Source organism: Streptomyces sp. NBC_00576 (assembly GCF_036345175.1).
In the GTDB taxonomy this organism is placed as follows: domain Bacteria; phylum Actinomycetota; class Actinomycetes; order Streptomycetales; family Streptomycetaceae; genus Streptomyces.
The window spans coordinates 7,811,700-7,826,704 of the sequence record NZ_CP107780.1; the positions used below are offsets into that span (position 1 = coordinate 7,811,700).

Genomic DNA, 15,005 nt, shown 5'->3' on the forward strand with positions numbered 1-15,005 from the left:
GTCACGAAATCCTCCCGGCGAATGGGTGAACAGGGCGAATGAGAAAGGCGCGCTGGTCTCACCGAACGGCCTGCCGATGCTCCCTGCCGACGGGCAGGCCGGCCGCGGGTGCCGTAGGGCAGGTGTTCCTGTCAGCGGTCCGGGGGCCTGATGGGATCGGCCTCGCACGCTCGTCACTCGCCGGACGGCGCTCTTCGAACACCGCCAGGGCGACGACGATCGCGGCGGCGATGACGGCGGCCAGGTATGCCGGGGCTGGCGTCGTGACGGCGCAGCCGATGACCAGAGCGGACAGTGCGAGCAGCCGTGACCAGAGCAGGTCGTCGAAGAGGGTTGCCCCGTGCCAGGTCTGCGCGCCGATGTAGAGGGCCGGCCCGCCGAACAGCAGCAGGTTGGTGGTGATGCCGGCGTGCTCCGCCGGATGTGCGATGACACGTTCGTCGGCCACGGCAACGGCGATCAACCCGGCGACGGAGGCCATGAGGCTGATGACGCCGCTGCGCCCGGCCCGCATCGGGTCCTCGGTCCTCTGGTAGTGCCGTACGACGCGCTCGGAGTGGCTGAAGAACAGCCAGAACAGCGCGACCGTGCCGGTGAGCGCGACACCGCTGGTCAGCAGGGTCATCGGCTCGTACGGCGCGGTGGTGAGCGCGGTGCCGGTGGTCATGACCGTCTCGCCGAACGCGATGATCACGAACAGGCGTCCGCGCTCCAGCAGGTGCCCACCGGCGAAGGTGACCTGCCGGGAGTCCAGTCTGCGGCCGGGCAGAGGATGCGCCGCCCAGGTGCCCACCAGCTCGACCAGGATCGCCGCCGCCCACCACGCCAGCCGCGCGCCGCCGTCGACCGCGGCCCCGGTCACCCACAAGGGGGTGGGGGCGACGAACCAGACCAGGACGCGGCGGAAATGCTCCTGGTTGACAGGGTCGAGGCCGACCGTGAGCAGCCATACCGTCCGGCCGATGTGGATCAGCAGGAAGGTGGCGACGAAGACCCACCCGGCGTCGCCGAAGGCCCGCGGGATCGCGGCGTTCATGAACAGTCCCGCGAACATGACCGCCAGCAGCATCCGCCGGGTCCGCGGGTCCTCGGCCGGGACGAGGGTGACCGCCCAGGTGGTGTACGCCCACGCCGCGTAGACGGCGAGGTAGAGCACGAGCGTCTGGGCGGCGCCGGTCCACGTCGGGTTGGCGGGGTACCGCGCGGGGTGCGGGTGAGGTGGTGGACAGAGAACCCGCGCGCGCCGAGCGCCCACTGCGCATGCGCACGGACCAACGCCAGGCTCCGGCGCTGCGCATCCAGTCGGGCATGCCGTGTCCGACCGCGATGTCGAGGCGGCCGGGGTGGAACTGGGCGAGAGTGGCCATTTCCATCGCGGCGAAGGTGACGTTTCGGGCCGCGGCGGGCAGCAGTCCGAGTCCGACACGGATCCGGCGGGTGCGGGCCAGCACAGTGGCGCCTGGACGAGCCCTCCGCGGTAACTGAGGTCTTCGACGACCCACAGTTCGCCGAAACCGTAGTCGTCCGCTTCCTGCGCGAACGCGATGAGGTCGGCCTGGGGGATGTCGCGGGGGAGGAGGACGCCGATCGTGCCGAACGCTTCCTACGGGCTCATGAGCGGTCTCTTTGGTGTTGCCCCGCGGGATCGGTGCTGGGCGGCGTGCGCGGGGCCGCGTCCACCGCGGTGGGCGTGCGGTCACGGGTGTCGGCGGCGGGAGCGATGAGGATGGCGGAGGCGACGAACACCAGAACCACCACCATTGCCGAGCGCAGCCCGTAGTGGTCGCCCAGGAACCCGAGGGCCGGTGGCCCCACGAGGAAGGCGACGTAGCCGATGATGGCGACCAGTGAGACGCGGGCGGTCTGGTCGGGGCCCGAGTCACCCGCTGCCGACAGGGCCACCGGGAAACCGAGGGATGCCCCAAGTCCCCAGAAGAGTACGGCTGTTGCGGCTACCGCAGCATTGTCGGAGAAGATGACCAGGAGGAGTCCGACGGCACCGGAGACGGCGCTCGCGCGCACGACAGCGGGCCGCCCGAAACGACTGAGGAAGAACCCGCCGCTGAAGCGTCCCAGCGTCATCGCCGCCGCGAACCCCACGAAGACGAGCGAGCCCATCGCGGCGTCAAGGCCGTGGCCGTCGACCATGAGCAGCGGCAGCCAGTCGTTGGCGGCGCCCTCGGCCAGCGCCATGGCCAGCACGATGGCACCGATCAACAGCAGCTTCCGGTCCTTCCACACCTGAGGCCCGGACCGTTGCGCCGGACCGGGACCGGGACCGGGACCCGGACCCGGTGTCGACGGCGCGGCGCTGATGCCGGTACCCGCGGGAACGGCACGCAGGACGTGGACCAGAATCCCCGTAGCGACCAGGGCGACCACCGCCATATGCCAGGGGACGGGGATCGCGGCGGCGGTGGCCGCCATTCCGGCCGAACCCCCGATGACCGTGCCCAGGCTGAAGCAGCCGTGCAGGGTGGGCAGCACCACGGTCCCGGTGATGCGCTCCACATCGGCGCCGTCCACGTTGATCGCCACCTCGCCCCCGCCCATGCCCGCGCCGAACAGGGACAGTCCCGCGGCGACCAGGGGTGCCGACCGCACGGCGCTGCCCGCACCGATGACGACCGTGCCCGCGATGATCAGGAGAGTGCCGAGCGCGATGACCGGCCGGGTGCCGAACCGGGACACGAAACGGCCGGAACACAGGATGCCGATCATGGAACCCACGGACAGGCCGAACAGGATCAGCCCCATCTGCCCGGTGGACAAGCCCAGTTGATCACGGACATCCGGGGTGCGCGTGACCCAGGACGACAGGGCGATGCCCGGCAGAAAGAACAAGAGGAACAAAGCCCGACGGCGTCGGCCTACGGCGCGGTCTGTCAAAGGGAAGCTCCACTGTGTTCTTGGCAGTCATGTGCGCGGCGCCCGATCCCGGCCGGTACCTGTGTACCGGCCGTCTGGGACGCTAGGGGAACGGACATGTCGACCGATGCGTCAACCTCTATCAGTTTCATTAAAGTATCAGCTAATTCCCAAATGGAAACATTGAAGAATCAATTAATGGCATACCCGTAGCGTTCACGTATCCTCTGCAAGGGACCAGGAGTGAACGACGAGACGGGAGACAGACATGGGCCGAGCACTGCGGGCAGATGCCGAGCGCAGTGTGCGCGCGATTCTGGAGGCGGCCGAGCGGGTCCTCGCCCAGGATGCCGGCGCCTCCATGGAGCAGATCGCCGAGGCGGCCGGGCTGACCAGGATCACGGTGCACCGCCGGTTCGCGAACCGGCAGGCGCTGTTGGAGGCGCTGGCCGTCTCCGCGAAGCAGCAGCTCATCGACGCCATTGAGGAAGCCCGGCCCGATGCCGCTCCCGCGCTGGTGGCGCTGTACCGGGTGACCGTGAACGTGATGCGGGTCAAGAACACCTGGCGCTACACCCTCAGCCACGCCACGGCCCACACCGTCGCCGCAGCCGCACTCTGGGCGGAGATCGACGCCCGCACCGTCGAACTCCTGAACCGGGCACAGCGCGAGGGGCTTCTCGCCCCGGACGCGGACCTGGAGTGGACGCGGCAGGTGTACTACGCCCTCCTCAGCGAAGCCCTCAACAGGCCCGGCGCGGATCAGGACCCTGCCGCACAGGACCCGGACGAACAGGCCACACTCGTCATCGACACACTCCTGCACGGCGCGGGGCCGCGCGGCTGAGCCGCAACTGCTCGGCAGAACGCCGGATCCGCCGATCGGCTGCCGCCGCCGAATCCTGTCAGCGGTACTCATGCCGGTACTCATGCCTGGTGGCACTGCTCGACCTGGACCGCCGCGCTTCAGTGCGCTGGAAGCGGAATCCGCTGCGGGCTGGTTCCGTGGTGACGTGCTCGACGGCTGCCTCACCGGAACCGGACTCATCCCGGTCCCACGACGACGACATCACGCATTCAAGGTCAGCAGAGCGGGCCCCGGTCGGCATCGACGTCGCGGAGACAGCGGTGGCGAGGACGACGCCGGCGGTTCTGGACCGGCGTCGGGTTACGGGTGAGGTGATGTGCATGACGTTCCACTTGCGGCCGGGGGCCGGGCTGCGGGGCTGGGTAGCCGGGGTAGCCGGGGTGGCCGTGGGGGCCGTGGGGGCCGTGGGGGCTACGGGGTGAATTCCTGCTCGAGCTTGTCGACCGTTCCGTCCGCGCCGGCGTGGTACTTGAAGACCAGGCCGGAGTTGGGATGAGTCTCCAGCCAGTCGAGAAGTTCCTGCACGCCGATGTGCTGGTTCTCGCTGCTTTCGGTGATCGGGTTGGTGGCGGTGATGTAAGCGGCCTGGTCGAGCGGCAGGTCGTACTCCTTGCCGGTCGTCTCGAACGCCGGGCCGTCGGCGTCGGGGTCGGGGCAGCCCCAGGCGCCGGCCTTCACGATCAGGTTGAGGCTGCCGCCTTCGGGGGTGTAGCGGTACACCGCGACCTCGTCCGGTGAGATCGGCATCTTGTGGTCGCAGCCCGGTGTTGCGGCGGAGTCCGCGCCGGAGTCCGCGGCGGGCGACGATGCAGCCGATGTCTTGGCGGCCGCCTGGGCTGTGGGGGTTGCGGGGGGCGTCGGGGTGGACTCCGCCGGTGGGGCCGTTGTCGCCGTGCTGGGGTCGGCGGAAGGTGCGGCGGTACCGGTTGCCTTGTCCTGCGTCTTCTGCGTCTCCTGCGTCGCGGTGTTCTTCGCGGAGCCACCGCAGCCGGTCAGCGCTGCTGTGCCGAGCGCCGTGAGCAGGACCGCCGCGACCGCCGCGCGATGTCCCGGTCTGCTACGGCTCGTTGAGTGTTCGTAGGCCATGGGTCCTCCCCTGTCAGGGACGGCCTCGGTGGCCGATCCTCTTGGTGATCCGTTGGCGAACGTAGCAGCGGGAGTCGCTGTGCCAGGATTTGCGGTCGTTCCGTCATATTTCCGGGACACAGCTGTTGCACAGGGGCGGCGAAGGTCCGGCGAAGGTCCCGGTAGGGCGGTGGCGGACGAAAGACCAGGGGATTTCCCTAGGGGAACCACCGCGGTCCAACCGAAGCCTGTTCGAGAACTGACCCGTTCCGTCTTCCGTCGCCACACAGGGCATCGCCACGGAACGTGTTTCCGGCTGCGTCAGGGGTCGGCAACTGGGTTCTCGCCACCATCTGGTCCCGCTTCTTCCAGCGAGGCCCGCTCGAATGGCTGATGGGCAGGGCGACCGGGATCGCCCGGCGCGTTCAATGAGACGCATCCGGCGAAGCGCAACCTCGCCAACCGCAGGAGGCGCGATTCCCGCAGTGGCCGACCACCGACGAGCGGCCTCGATCATGACGGCGTGCGAATGAATCGGCGGGCGGACCGGAGAATCCGGTCCGCCCGCCGATCGGGACGGAGTGTGGCGTCAGTCCGTCAGTCCGTCAGTCCGTCAGTTGAGCGTCCACTTCTGGTTGGTCCCGCTGTTGCACGTCCACAGGTCGATCTTGGTCCCGTTGGCGGTGCCGTTGCTGACGGCGTCGAGGCAGAGGCCGGACTGGTTGTTGGTGATGGTGCCGTTGGAGTTGACGGTCCACTTCTGGTTGGTGCCGCCGGTGCAGTCCCAGATGATGACCTTCGTGCCGTTGGTCGTGCCGTTGTTGTCGGCGTCGAGGCACTTGTTGCCGTAGACCACGAGTTCGCCGCGCGACGTGGACGTGAAGGTCTGGTTGTGTCCGCCGAAGCAGTCCCAGAGGGCGGGCTGGGTGCCGTTGGTGATCGAGTTCTTGGCGATGTCGAGGCAGCGGTTGGAGCCGGTCCCGATGATCTCGTTGCCGTCGGTGCCCGCGATGCCCTGAAGGAAGACGGCGTCGAGGTTGGGCGACCAGCCGCCGCTGTTGGAGAACTTCATGGTGTTGGAGCCCTTGGCCATACCGACCAGCACGGAGACGGTGCCGGGAGTGGTCCAGGAGCCGGTCGGCGGGAACGAGACCACCGTGGGCTGCTGGCCGTTGACCTGCAGCGTCGCCGTACGGGCGGTGGTGTCGCCGTTGACGTAGGCGATGGTGGCGAGCTTCACGCCGGAGGCCGGGGCGCTGACGCCGTTGAACGTCAGGGTGTTGGCGGAGCCGTTGCCGACCCAGTCGACCCGCGAGCCGCCCGAACAGTTCGCGCAGGCGGTGGTGGCGGCGCTACCGGCCAGGGTGTTGGACGAGGACTCCGCCTCGTAGGTGGTGCCGGAGGCCTCGGTGCCGGAGACGGTGAGCAGCACCGCTTCGCCCGCCGGGACGCTGGTGGTGTAGCTCGTCGCGGAGCTGCCCGCGTTCGTCGCCGTCCATACGTCGCGTACGGAGGCGGCGGCAGTGGTCAGGCCCAGGTCTGCCCAGCGGGCGGTGACGGGGGCGGCGGAGGAGGTGCGGTTGAGCAGCAGCACGGCACGCTTGCCGGTGCCCGACAGGACCTTGCTGTAGACCTGCAGGCCCTTCGTGTCCTCGGCGACCTTGACGCCCTGGAGGCCGCGGGCGTCCTGGTCGATGGCGATGACCTCGGAGTTCTTGAGGATCGACGCGGTGGTGGAGCTCATGGTGGCGAGGTTGTTGCCGGCCAGCAGCGGGGCGCCGGAGATCGCCCACAGGCTCATGTGCGTGCGGTTCTGGGCGGCGGAGAAGCCGTTTATACCGACCATCAGCATGTCGGGGTCGTTGTAGTACCCGGTGTGCTGGGACGAGGGGTGCAGCGTCTTGTCGAAGTTGGTCAGCATGTTGGCCGCGGACGGGCTGTTGCCCCAGAAGAGGATGTCGGTGCTGGTGCGCCACATCGGGGACGTTCCCGCGCCCCAGTTCCAGGGGTTGCCGGTGCCCCACTCGCAGAACGACAGGACCAGCTTGCGGCCGGTGATCGCGGCCGCGGCGTCGTTGGCGGCGCTGATCGCCTTGTACGTGGTCTCCTGGTCGAGGCCCTCGGCGTTGCCGCCGCACCAGTCGATCTTGACGAAGTCGTAGCCCCACTCCTGGAACGTCTGCATGTCCTGCTGGTAGTGGCCCTCACTGCCGGTGTTGGGCGCCGCGGGCCTGGTGGTGGGGAAGTAGTAGCCGCAGCCCTGCTTGCCCGCGTCCGTGTAGATGCCCGCCTTCAGGCCCTTGCTGTGGATGTAGTCGGCCATGGCCTTCATACCGCCGGGGAACAGGCTCTCGTCGGTGACGATCTTGCCGTTGCCGTCGCGGGCGCCCTGCCACCAGCCGTCGTCGATGTTGACGTACTTGTAGCCGGCGGCGGCCATGCCGGACGAGACGAGTGCGTCGGCCTGGGCCTTGATGGTGTTGTAGTCGATGCTGCTGGCGAAGCTGTTCCAGGAGGCCCAGCCCATCGGTGCCGGCGTAACCGCGACCTGGTTGGTGGTCACCGCGACCGGTTCGGTCCGGCCGAGGTCCGGCGACGGTGCCCGGCCACCGCCCATGGCCACAAGCCCGGCGAGAGCCATGCTGAGGATCAACGCCTGGACGGCGATACGTCTTGTCCAGTGGGGCGCGGCGGATTTCCCTGAAGGCATGGAACCAACCCTTTCCTGATGCGAATGGACGACAGCAGATGCAGCAGCAGATGCGGACTTGTGGGCATGCACCTGCCTCAGGCGCATGCCAAGAGGCGAACAGATGAGGCAGTTCGGCCATCAGGCCGGACGGGGCAGGTGTTGGCCGGTGACGCAGAGGCGCTCACTACGGCCGGGAAATGTTACCGTTCACATTTTTTTGCTCCCCGACATTCAGTGTTAACGCGTCAGTGACGCAGGGAGCAGTGTGAACGGTAACATTCGGCCCTCGCAATACTCCGCGTGGAAATTTCTCTTGATATCCCGTCAGGTGACGGTGATCGGGTTGGCCGAAGAAGATCAGCACCGCTGCGGGTACGGTATGGCCGTCGATCCTGCTGACCGTCTCCTCGTCCACGCACAGGGTGAAGGTGCTCGACCCCTTCGACCAGGTCCGGTTCGGCCGACCGCCCCTGATGGAGGCCGCGGACAAGGGGAACGCCTGGTCCAACGCCGCCGTCACCGCCCAGCCAGTACCGACGAGGAGCCGTCCCCGCCATGCAGGAAGCGACCCCCGCCCCCCGCTCCGGAGAGGGACCGCGGGCTCCGAAGACCGTCAGCATCCGGGACGTCGCCAGGGAAGCGGGCGTGTCCCACCAGACCGTCTCCCGGGTCGTCAACGGTCACCCCAAGGTCAAGGCGTCGACCCGGGCCCGTGTTCTGGACGTCATCGCCGAGCTGGGCTACACGCCCAACCGGATGGCCCGGGCACTGGCCGGCGGTGCGGTGCGCTCGGTGACCGTGCTGACCTCCGACACCTCCTTGTACGGTGCCTCGACGACTCTGAAGGGCATCGAGGAGGCGGCGAGGGCGGCCGACTTCACGGTCCAGATCAGCGTGCTCGACACCGGCTCGGCCCAGCAGCCAGCGGATGTCGCGGCCCGGGTCAGCAGGCCGGGGGAGGCGGTGCTGGTGATCGCCTTCGACGCACCGGGCGTACGGGCATGGCAGGCACTGCCCGCCGGGTTCCCGGCAGCGGCGGCGGTGGAACGGCCCGAGGACGGCCGCCCCGGCGACCGGCCCCAGCTCTGGCTGGACGACCGGGCCGCCGCCGCTCAGGCCACCCGCTATCTCCTGGGCCTCGGCCACGAGACCGTGCACTACCTGGCGATCCCATCCTCCACCACCCGCATCGGCCAGCGCACCGAAGGCTGGCGCGACGGCCTGCGGGCGGCCGGCAAACCACTGCCGGAACCGCTCGACGCCGGCTGGAGCCCTCGCTCCGGCTACCTCGCCGCCCGCTCGCTGCTGGTCGACCCGTCGGTCACGGCCGTGCTCTGCGGCAATGACGACCTGGCACTCGGCGTACTCCGCGCGGCCAGGGAGACAGGCCGTGACGTGCCGGGCGACCTGAGTGTGGTGGGCTTCGACGACGCCCCCCATTCCGCCTACGCACACCCCGCCCTGACCACCGTCCGCCTCGACTTCGAAGGCCTCGGCCGGGGCTGCTTCGGCCTGCTCCACCGGCTCCTCGAACCCGATACCGCCCCGGCCCTGCCTCTGTGGGCCGAGCCGGAGCTGATCGTGCGGGAGAGCAGCGGCCCGGCCCCATTGCGGCGCGACCGGCCCTGAGGCTGCACTCCTCGGCCGGCCGCAGGCGGCGGGGGAAACGGCCCTGAGGGATCACTCGAACCGGCTGCTGCGACGCCTGCGCGACGCGCTCACACCGGGCCGGCCAGCCTCTGCCGCAGGGCGTCGTTGTCGTCGTGGTGGACGACCTCGTCGAAGCGCAGCCGCAGCCCGTGTTTGGTCAGCAGGCCGGCCACGATCGCGTCGAGCTGCTCGCGGTGTTCCTTGGTGCGGGCCTGTACGTATGCCTCGCGCACCTCGTCGGGTTCCTCGGCGAGGACCTGGTCCATGCGCTCGCGGATGTACGGCTTGAGGTTGATGTGCTCCATGAACACCTCGGTGATGCCCGCTTCGACGAGCTGCCCGAAGAGGTGGTCCAGGAGTTCGGGCTGAGTGGCGAAGTGGGGCAGGAGCGGGCCGACGAAGGCGAAGGTGGGGATGCCGGCCTCGCGTAGTTCTGTGAGGGTGCGCAGGCGGCGGGAGGCGAGCGGGGCGCGCACCTCCAGCCAGCGGCTGACCTTGTCGTCAGCGGTGGTCACGGTCATGCCGACCTCCGCCCGGGGCAGGCTGGTGAGCAGGTCGATGTCGCGGGTGACGACGGGCGACTTGGTCAGGATGCGGACCAGGCCCGGGTACTCGACCGCCTTCAGCTCGCGCAGGATGCCTCGGGTGAGCCGGTACTTCGTCTCGTGGCCCTGGTAGGGGTCCGTGACCGAGCTGAGGAGCATCGTGCCGTGGCGCTTGTGCTCGGGCATCCGGGCCAGCTCCTTGCGGGCCAGGTCGACGGCGTTCTTCTTCACGTACAGGTAGTCGCCCCACTCCTTGGCCGACCGGCCGAACTGGCGCCCCGCGAATGAGGCGAAGCAGTACGCGCAGCCCAGAACGCAGCCGGTGTAGGGGTTGATCACGTAGTCGTTCGACGGGGTCTTCGACTTCTGGATCAGGGTCTTCGCCTCGATCTCGACCGGTTCCATGACGGGCTTCCTCTCTGGACACCAAACCTGCATCACATGGAACAATAATCTTTGGAAGTTGATTCCATGGAATCTAAATGGTTTGCTGGGTGAGCGGCCGATCCGGAGCCCTGGTTGCCTGCTCCAGCAGGCAGACCCCGATCCCTCTGTCCCGATACGGGGCTGTCAAGGAGTGAGTGTCATGACCGTTCCCGCCTTCAACTCGGTCGCCTGGTTCGAGTTCGGCACCGACCAGCCGGAGAAGGTCAAGGAGTTCTACGGGGAGCTCTTCGACTGGAACTACGCCCTCAACACCAACACCCCGGGCGTCACCTATCACTCGGTGATGCCGCCCGGTGCCCAGCAGCCGGCGGGCGGCGTGTGGGAGTCGGAGGGCAAGTTCCCGAACTACGCGATCTTCTACGTCCTCGTCCAGGACGTCGCCGCGACCGTCGAGCGCGCCGGCGAACTGGGCGCCAAGGTGCTCATGGAGCCGGTCTCCGACTCTGCGGGCCTCAGCTTCGCCCGGCTGCAGGACACGGCCGGCAACCACTTCGGCGTCTTCTCCGCACCCGCCCCCTGACCGGCTGCGCGGGCCGCCGCACGGCACTCGCCGGATGACCTGCCCCGCAGCACGGCCGACGACCCTTCCCCTTCCACTCTTCCTCGGCGGCGCCCGCATGGCCTTCGCCTTCGACAACGCCCTGCTCACCCTCGACAGCGCCCAGGGCGCCGAGGCCGCGAAGTTGCTCGGCGTCCGCCGGGTCGTCCCCGCGCACTTCGACAGCTGGGCCCACTTCAAGGAAGGGCGAAACGAGATCGAGGCCGCGTTCACCGAAGCCGGCCCCGCCGACCGCCTCGACTTCGCCCGCTAGCCACCACCCCGTACAAGAACCCAAGGAGCAAGCACCATGACCAGCACGAACATCGACGTCGCCCGCACCTACTTCCAGGCCGTCCAGACCGGAGACATGGCCACCCTCGGCAGCCTCCTCGACGCCGACATCGTCTGGCACCAGCCCGGCGCCAACCAGTTCTCCGGCGAGCACAAGGGCCAGGGCGCCGTCTTCCAGATGCTCGGCGGCATGATGGAGACCAGCCGGGGCACCTTCGCCATCGACAAGATCCACACGCTGATGGGCAACGGCGACCTGGTCGCCGCCACCATCCACTTCAGCGGCCGCCTTGACGACGCGTCGATGAGCATGGAAGGCGTGGACCTCCTGCGCATCGAGAACGGCAAGATCACAGAGATGTGGCTCTTCTCCGCCGACCCGGCCGCCGAAGACGCCTTCTGGGGCTAGAACCTGCGCTGCCCGAGGCCGACTCGGCCTCGGGCACCACGCGAGCCGATCCGTACGCACACGAAAGGCGCCCACATGCGAAAGATGACCGAGCAGCAGTGGCGGGCGTTCGTCACGCACGGCACCCGCACCGGCAAGCTGTCCACCGTCCGCGCCGATGGCAGCCCCCACGTCACACCGGTCTGGTTCCTCCTCGACGGCGACGACATCGTGCTCACCACCGAGAAGAACGGGGTCAAGGGCCGAAACCTTGCCCGCGACGGACGGTTCGCCCTCTGCGTCGACGAGGACCGGCCCCCGTACGCGTTCGTCCTCCTCCAGGGCCGTACGGCGATCTCCGAGGACCCGGACGACATGCTGCGCTGGGGCGGCCTCCTCGGCGCCCGCTACATGGGCGACGACCGTACCGAGGAGTACGCCACACGCAACGGCGGCCCCGGCAACCTCCTCGTTCGCGGCCGCATCGACAAAGTCATCGCCTTCGCCGGCATCGCCGACTGAACCGTGCGCTGATGGGCCGGGAACGGGAACGGGAACGGAACCGGGACCGGGAACGGAACCGGGGGCTGTGTTCGTCCGGCCCGGCCCCGGCTCATCAACCCACGCACGGGCACTGCGGAGCCGTCGCGGGTCACGATGACGGTCGGCCGGGCTGCTTCGGCGCCCGCACAGCCGGCACCGGCGTCTGCGCGGCGGCCTTCCGCTCCGCCGCCAGGGCGCGTCCGGCTGCCCGCAGCGTGCCGAGGACCGCGGTCACCTCGCGTACGGACTGCTCGGGAATCACCGACCCGATACGCAGTTCCAGCTCCTCCTCGAAGACCTTCAGCGCCCCGCCCACCAGCTTCCGCCCCTCGGGCGTCAGCTCGACGATCGAGGAACGGCGGTCGTTCGGATTGGCCCGCCGCTCGCACAGGCCCGCCGCCTCCAGACGGTCGACCACCTTGCTCGTGCCGCCCACCGTGATCGAGAACTCCTCCGCGATGTCCTGGATCCGCCGCCCGGGCCGCAGCAGCAGCAGGTGCAGTACCTCGAACGAGGTCAGCGGCAGGTCGTACTCGGCCCGCAATCGCCCCTCGATGCCGTCCCACAGCTCGATCTCCAGCGAGACCAGTTCCCGGTACAGCAGCTTCAGGTCAGCGTCAGCCATCACTCGTCTTCCGAAGAATTATCTTCCATGGATAGTTAATTGTAGGCTACCGCCATTTCTGGTCGCACGGCTGAGTTACCGCCCTGTACGGCCCGACCTGGTTGCGGAGTTCCCTGCCGACGAGCCGTCGACGATTGAGTACGCGGGCGTGCGCACGGCCGGCAGGCCGGGACTGACGAGTCCGCTTTCGTAGGCGATGGTGATGGTGACCAGGTGGGCGCGGGAGGAGGCGCCGAGCTTAGGCAGGATCCGGTTCACGTGGGACTTGACCGTGAACGGGCTGATGCCGAGGAGCCGGGCCAGCGTCTGGTTGTCCGGCTGGGTCGCGAGCAGGGTGAGGATCTCGCGCTCCCTCGTGGAGAGTTGGTCCAGCGCGGGACCCGGTAGGGCGGCGGAGATCTTCGTGGGGGTGGACGGCGAGGAGATCACTGTGCCGCCCTTGCTTATCAGGTCGAGTGCCGCCACGAAGAGGCCCGCCTGGATGTGGGGGTTGATGATGCCGGTGACTCCGGCACGCAGAAGTGAGCTGACCTCGTCGGCGGATGTGTCACCGATGACGGCGAGCGGGGTGTGGGTCCTCCTGCTCACCGCGGCCCTCTGGTCCACCTTCGGCGCCCAGGACCGGCGGAACCTCGGCTCGCCCCCTGCACCCCGCACCCGCCGCCGCCCCGTAAGGCGCTACGCGGCACTGGACAACTCGGGGCCCAGTGAAAGGGTCCGGCGTGTTTCGGATCTGTCACGGGTCTTGTCACCAGTGCGGGCGTCGTGCCACTGTCCGGCCATGGTTACGTAACCATGGCCGGTTTACACGGGTCCGAGTGTCTGTATCCGGACCCTGGTTCATCACTGCCTCGGCTCAGGTGGCGAACCCGCACTCCGCCCTCCGCGATTCCCGTCACTGGAGACGACATGACCAAGACCCCGACGAGGTCGAGAAGACTGGCCAGTGTGCTCATGGCCGGCTTCGGCGCGACACTCATGTTCCTGACCGCCCCCACCCCCGCCCTCGCCCAGTCGGCCGCCGAGACGTCAGCCGCCTCGTACGCGCCGGCGAAGCCTGCGGCGAAGGGCGGTACCAGTGACTTCCGCGGGGTGAACTGGGCAGACCCGCGGGACAACTACGCCAGTGACGCCGTGGTGCCCAGCGGGCTGAAGGTGACCGACGACTACCGCACCGTGTACCGCACCACGGGCCGCATGGTCAGCGGCTTCAAGAAGAACCTGGGCGCCAATACGCTGCGCCTGCCGATCAACCCGGCAACCGTGGGCACCACCTGGTGGAAGTCGTACCGGGCGACGATCGACGCGGCCACGGCCTACGGTGACAAGGTCATCGTCAGCTACTGGGAGGCCGACAGCAGCAAGGACGGGCTGGTCGACGACACGGCCGCCTGGAAAAAGATGTGGAACACCGTGGTGCGGGAGTACAAGTACAACCCGCGGGTGTACTTCGAGCCCATGAACGAGCCGCACGGCTACACCCTGGACCAGTGGGTGTCCGTCACCAGTGGCTGGCTGGCCGCGCACAAGGACGTCCCGCGCGGCCGCGTCGTGATCAGCGGTACCGGCTACAACGACAACGTCACCGGCGTCGGCGCGGCCCCCGCACTGCGGGGAACACTGCTGTCGCTGCACTTCTACGGCTTCTGGGCCAGCTACACCCAGCAGGCGGACTGGGTCGCCGACCTCGAAGCCCGGATCGGCAAGTACGCCGGCCGGACCATCATCGACGAGGCCGGCTCCCCGATGACCATCGGTCTGAACTACGGCGCGTGGAACGGCAACATCTACACCTCGTATCTCGCGGCCGTGGCCAACACCGCCCGCAGCAAGGGGATGGGGCTGGTGTACTGGCCGGGGCTGAGGTTCGGCGACGCCTACTCGATCGAGTCGCTGGACTCCGAGGGCAACCTGGTGGACAACAGCGCCACCGGAGTCGCCCTGCTGCGCTGGGGCTACGGCTTCGGCAAGACCCCGCCCGTCAACAACCTGCCGCCCGCGCCTCCCGGTGAGGTCCTGCGCGGAGTGGGCTCCAACCGCTGCGTCGACGTGCCCGGCTTCAGCACGACCAGCGGCACCCAGCTCGACCTCTGGGACTGCAACGCCGGCGGCAACCAGATCTGGAACTGGAACGCTGACAAGCAGCTCACCGTCTACGGCAACAAGTGCATGACGCTGGGAGGCACCGGAGCCGCGGCGGGAGACCCCGTGATCATCTCCGACTGCACCGGCGCGGCGGCACAACAGTGGAACGTGAACGCGGACCTCAGCGTGACCAGCGTCGCGAACCCTGCGCTCTGCCTGGACGCGGCCGGAGCAGGCACCGGCAACGGCACGGCGGTCGACGTCTGGTACTGCAACGGAAGCAGCAACCAGCAGTGGACCAGGAGCTGATTCCAGGATCAGGACCAGGACCAGGACCAGGACCAGGACCAGGACCTGTTCCCCTCGCTCACTGATCCGATCGACCACTGATCCGAAC

The 15,005-nt window shown here is 68.6% G+C and carries 14 protein-coding genes and 2 pseudogenes; 8 read left to right on the top strand and 8 right to left on the bottom strand.

Annotated features, from left to right (window positions below; all coding sequences use genetic code 11):
- Window positions 1-58: 58 nt before the first annotated feature.
- The 3 genes and pseudogenes from OG734_RS34010 to OG734_RS34020 form a co-directional block, all read right to left on the bottom strand.
- On the bottom strand, window positions 59-1,255 hold the full coding sequence (locus OG734_RS34010) for a low temperature requirement protein A (protein ID WP_330291248.1): 1,197 nt from the start codon (window positions 1,253-1,255) through the stop codon (window positions 59-61).
- 100 nt (window positions 1,256-1,355) lie between these two features.
- Window positions 1,356-1,700, bottom strand: a pseudogene (locus OG734_RS34015) (hypothetical protein); the annotation flags it as partial.
- Entirely contained in the window at window positions 1,612-2,889 is a 1,278-nt protein-coding gene (locus OG734_RS34020) for an MFS transporter (protein ID WP_330291249.1), read from the bottom strand. The pseudogene OG734_RS34015 and the gene OG734_RS34020, both read right to left, overlap by 89 nt.
- A 247-nt stretch (window positions 2,890-3,136) precedes the next feature.
- Here OG734_RS34020 and OG734_RS34025 point away from each other — a divergent pair, with 247 nt between their 5' ends.
- A complete protein-coding gene (locus OG734_RS34025) occupies window positions 3,137-3,715 on the top strand; it encodes a TetR/AcrR family transcriptional regulator (protein WP_330291250.1) in 579 nt (192 codons plus the stop codon).
- Window positions 3,716-4,147: 432 nt separating this feature from the next.
- Here OG734_RS34025 and OG734_RS34030 read toward each other — a convergent pair whose 3' ends face one another.
- Window positions 4,148-4,822, bottom strand: a complete 675-nt coding sequence (locus tag OG734_RS34030) for a hypothetical protein (protein WP_330291251.1) — start codon at window positions 4,820-4,822, stop codon at window positions 4,148-4,150.
- 285 nt (window positions 4,823-5,107) lie between these two features.
- On the opposite strand from OG734_RS34030, the gene OG734_RS34035 reads away from it, so the two are divergent.
- Window positions 5,108-5,233, top strand: coding sequence for a DUF418 domain-containing protein (locus OG734_RS34035; protein WP_330291252.1), 126 nt, complete (start codon window positions 5,108-5,110; stop codon window positions 5,231-5,233).
- A gap of 181 nt (window positions 5,234-5,414) precedes the next feature.
- Here the strand turns inward: OG734_RS34035 and OG734_RS34040 are convergent, their stop codons facing one another.
- Window positions 5,415-7,511, bottom strand: a complete 2,097-nt coding sequence (locus OG734_RS34040; RefSeq protein ID WP_330291253.1) for an RICIN domain-containing protein — start codon at window positions 7,509-7,511, stop codon at window positions 5,415-5,417.
- 537 nt (window positions 7,512-8,048) lie between these two features.
- Between OG734_RS34040 and OG734_RS34045 the strand changes: the two genes are divergently transcribed.
- Entirely contained in the window at window positions 8,049-9,122 is a 1,074-nt protein-coding gene (locus OG734_RS34045; protein WP_330291254.1) for a LacI family DNA-binding transcriptional regulator, read from the top strand.
- 89 nt (window positions 9,123-9,211) lie between these two features.
- On the opposite strand, the gene OG734_RS34050 is transcribed toward OG734_RS34045, so the two are convergent.
- Window positions 9,212-10,093, bottom strand: a complete 882-nt coding sequence (locus OG734_RS34050) for an SPL family radical SAM protein (protein ID WP_330291255.1) — start codon at window positions 10,091-10,093, stop codon at window positions 9,212-9,214.
- Window positions 10,094-10,274: 181 nt separating this feature from the next.
- On the opposite strand from OG734_RS34050, the gene OG734_RS34055 reads away from it, so the two are divergent.
- From OG734_RS34055 to OG734_RS34070, 4 genes and pseudogenes are all read left to right on the top strand, one after another.
- Window positions 10,275-10,655 carry a VOC family protein gene (locus OG734_RS34055; RefSeq protein WP_330291256.1) on the top strand — a complete coding sequence of 127 codons (381 nt, stop codon included), beginning with the start codon at window positions 10,275-10,277 and terminating at the stop codon, window positions 10,653-10,655.
- A gap of 76 nt (window positions 10,656-10,731) precedes the next feature.
- A pseudogene (locus tag OG734_RS34060) lies at window positions 10,732-10,947 on the top strand (MBL fold metallo-hydrolase); the annotation flags it as partial.
- Window positions 10,948-10,983: 36 nt separating this feature from the next.
- Window positions 10,984-11,376 carry a nuclear transport factor 2 family protein gene (locus OG734_RS34065; RefSeq protein WP_330291257.1) on the top strand — a complete coding sequence of 131 codons (393 nt, stop codon included), beginning with the start codon at window positions 10,984-10,986 and terminating at the stop codon, window positions 11,374-11,376.
- A 75-nt stretch (window positions 11,377-11,451) separates the two neighbouring features.
- The gene (locus tag OG734_RS34070) at window positions 11,452-11,877 is read left to right on the top strand and encodes a PPOX class F420-dependent oxidoreductase (protein ID WP_330291258.1); all 426 of its coding nucleotides are present in this window, start codon (window positions 11,452-11,454) and stop codon (window positions 11,875-11,877) included.
- Window positions 11,878-12,007: 130 nt separating this feature from the next.
- Here OG734_RS34070 and OG734_RS34075 read toward each other — a convergent pair whose 3' ends face one another.
- The gene (locus tag OG734_RS34075; RefSeq protein WP_330291259.1) at window positions 12,008-12,523 is read right to left on the bottom strand and encodes a MarR family winged helix-turn-helix transcriptional regulator; all 516 of its coding nucleotides are present in this window, start codon (window positions 12,521-12,523) and stop codon (window positions 12,008-12,010) included.
- A gap of 75 nt (window positions 12,524-12,598) precedes the next feature.
- A complete protein-coding gene (locus tag OG734_RS34080) occupies window positions 12,599-13,111 on the bottom strand; it encodes a response regulator transcription factor (protein WP_330291260.1) in 513 nt (170 codons plus the stop codon).
- 321 nt (window positions 13,112-13,432) lie between these two features.
- Here OG734_RS34080 and OG734_RS34085 point away from each other — a divergent pair, with 321 nt between their 5' ends.
- Window positions 13,433-14,917, top strand: coding sequence for a ricin-type beta-trefoil lectin domain protein (locus tag OG734_RS34085; RefSeq protein WP_330291261.1), 1,485 nt, complete (start codon window positions 13,433-13,435; stop codon window positions 14,915-14,917).
- Window positions 14,918-15,005 lie beyond the last annotated feature (88 nt).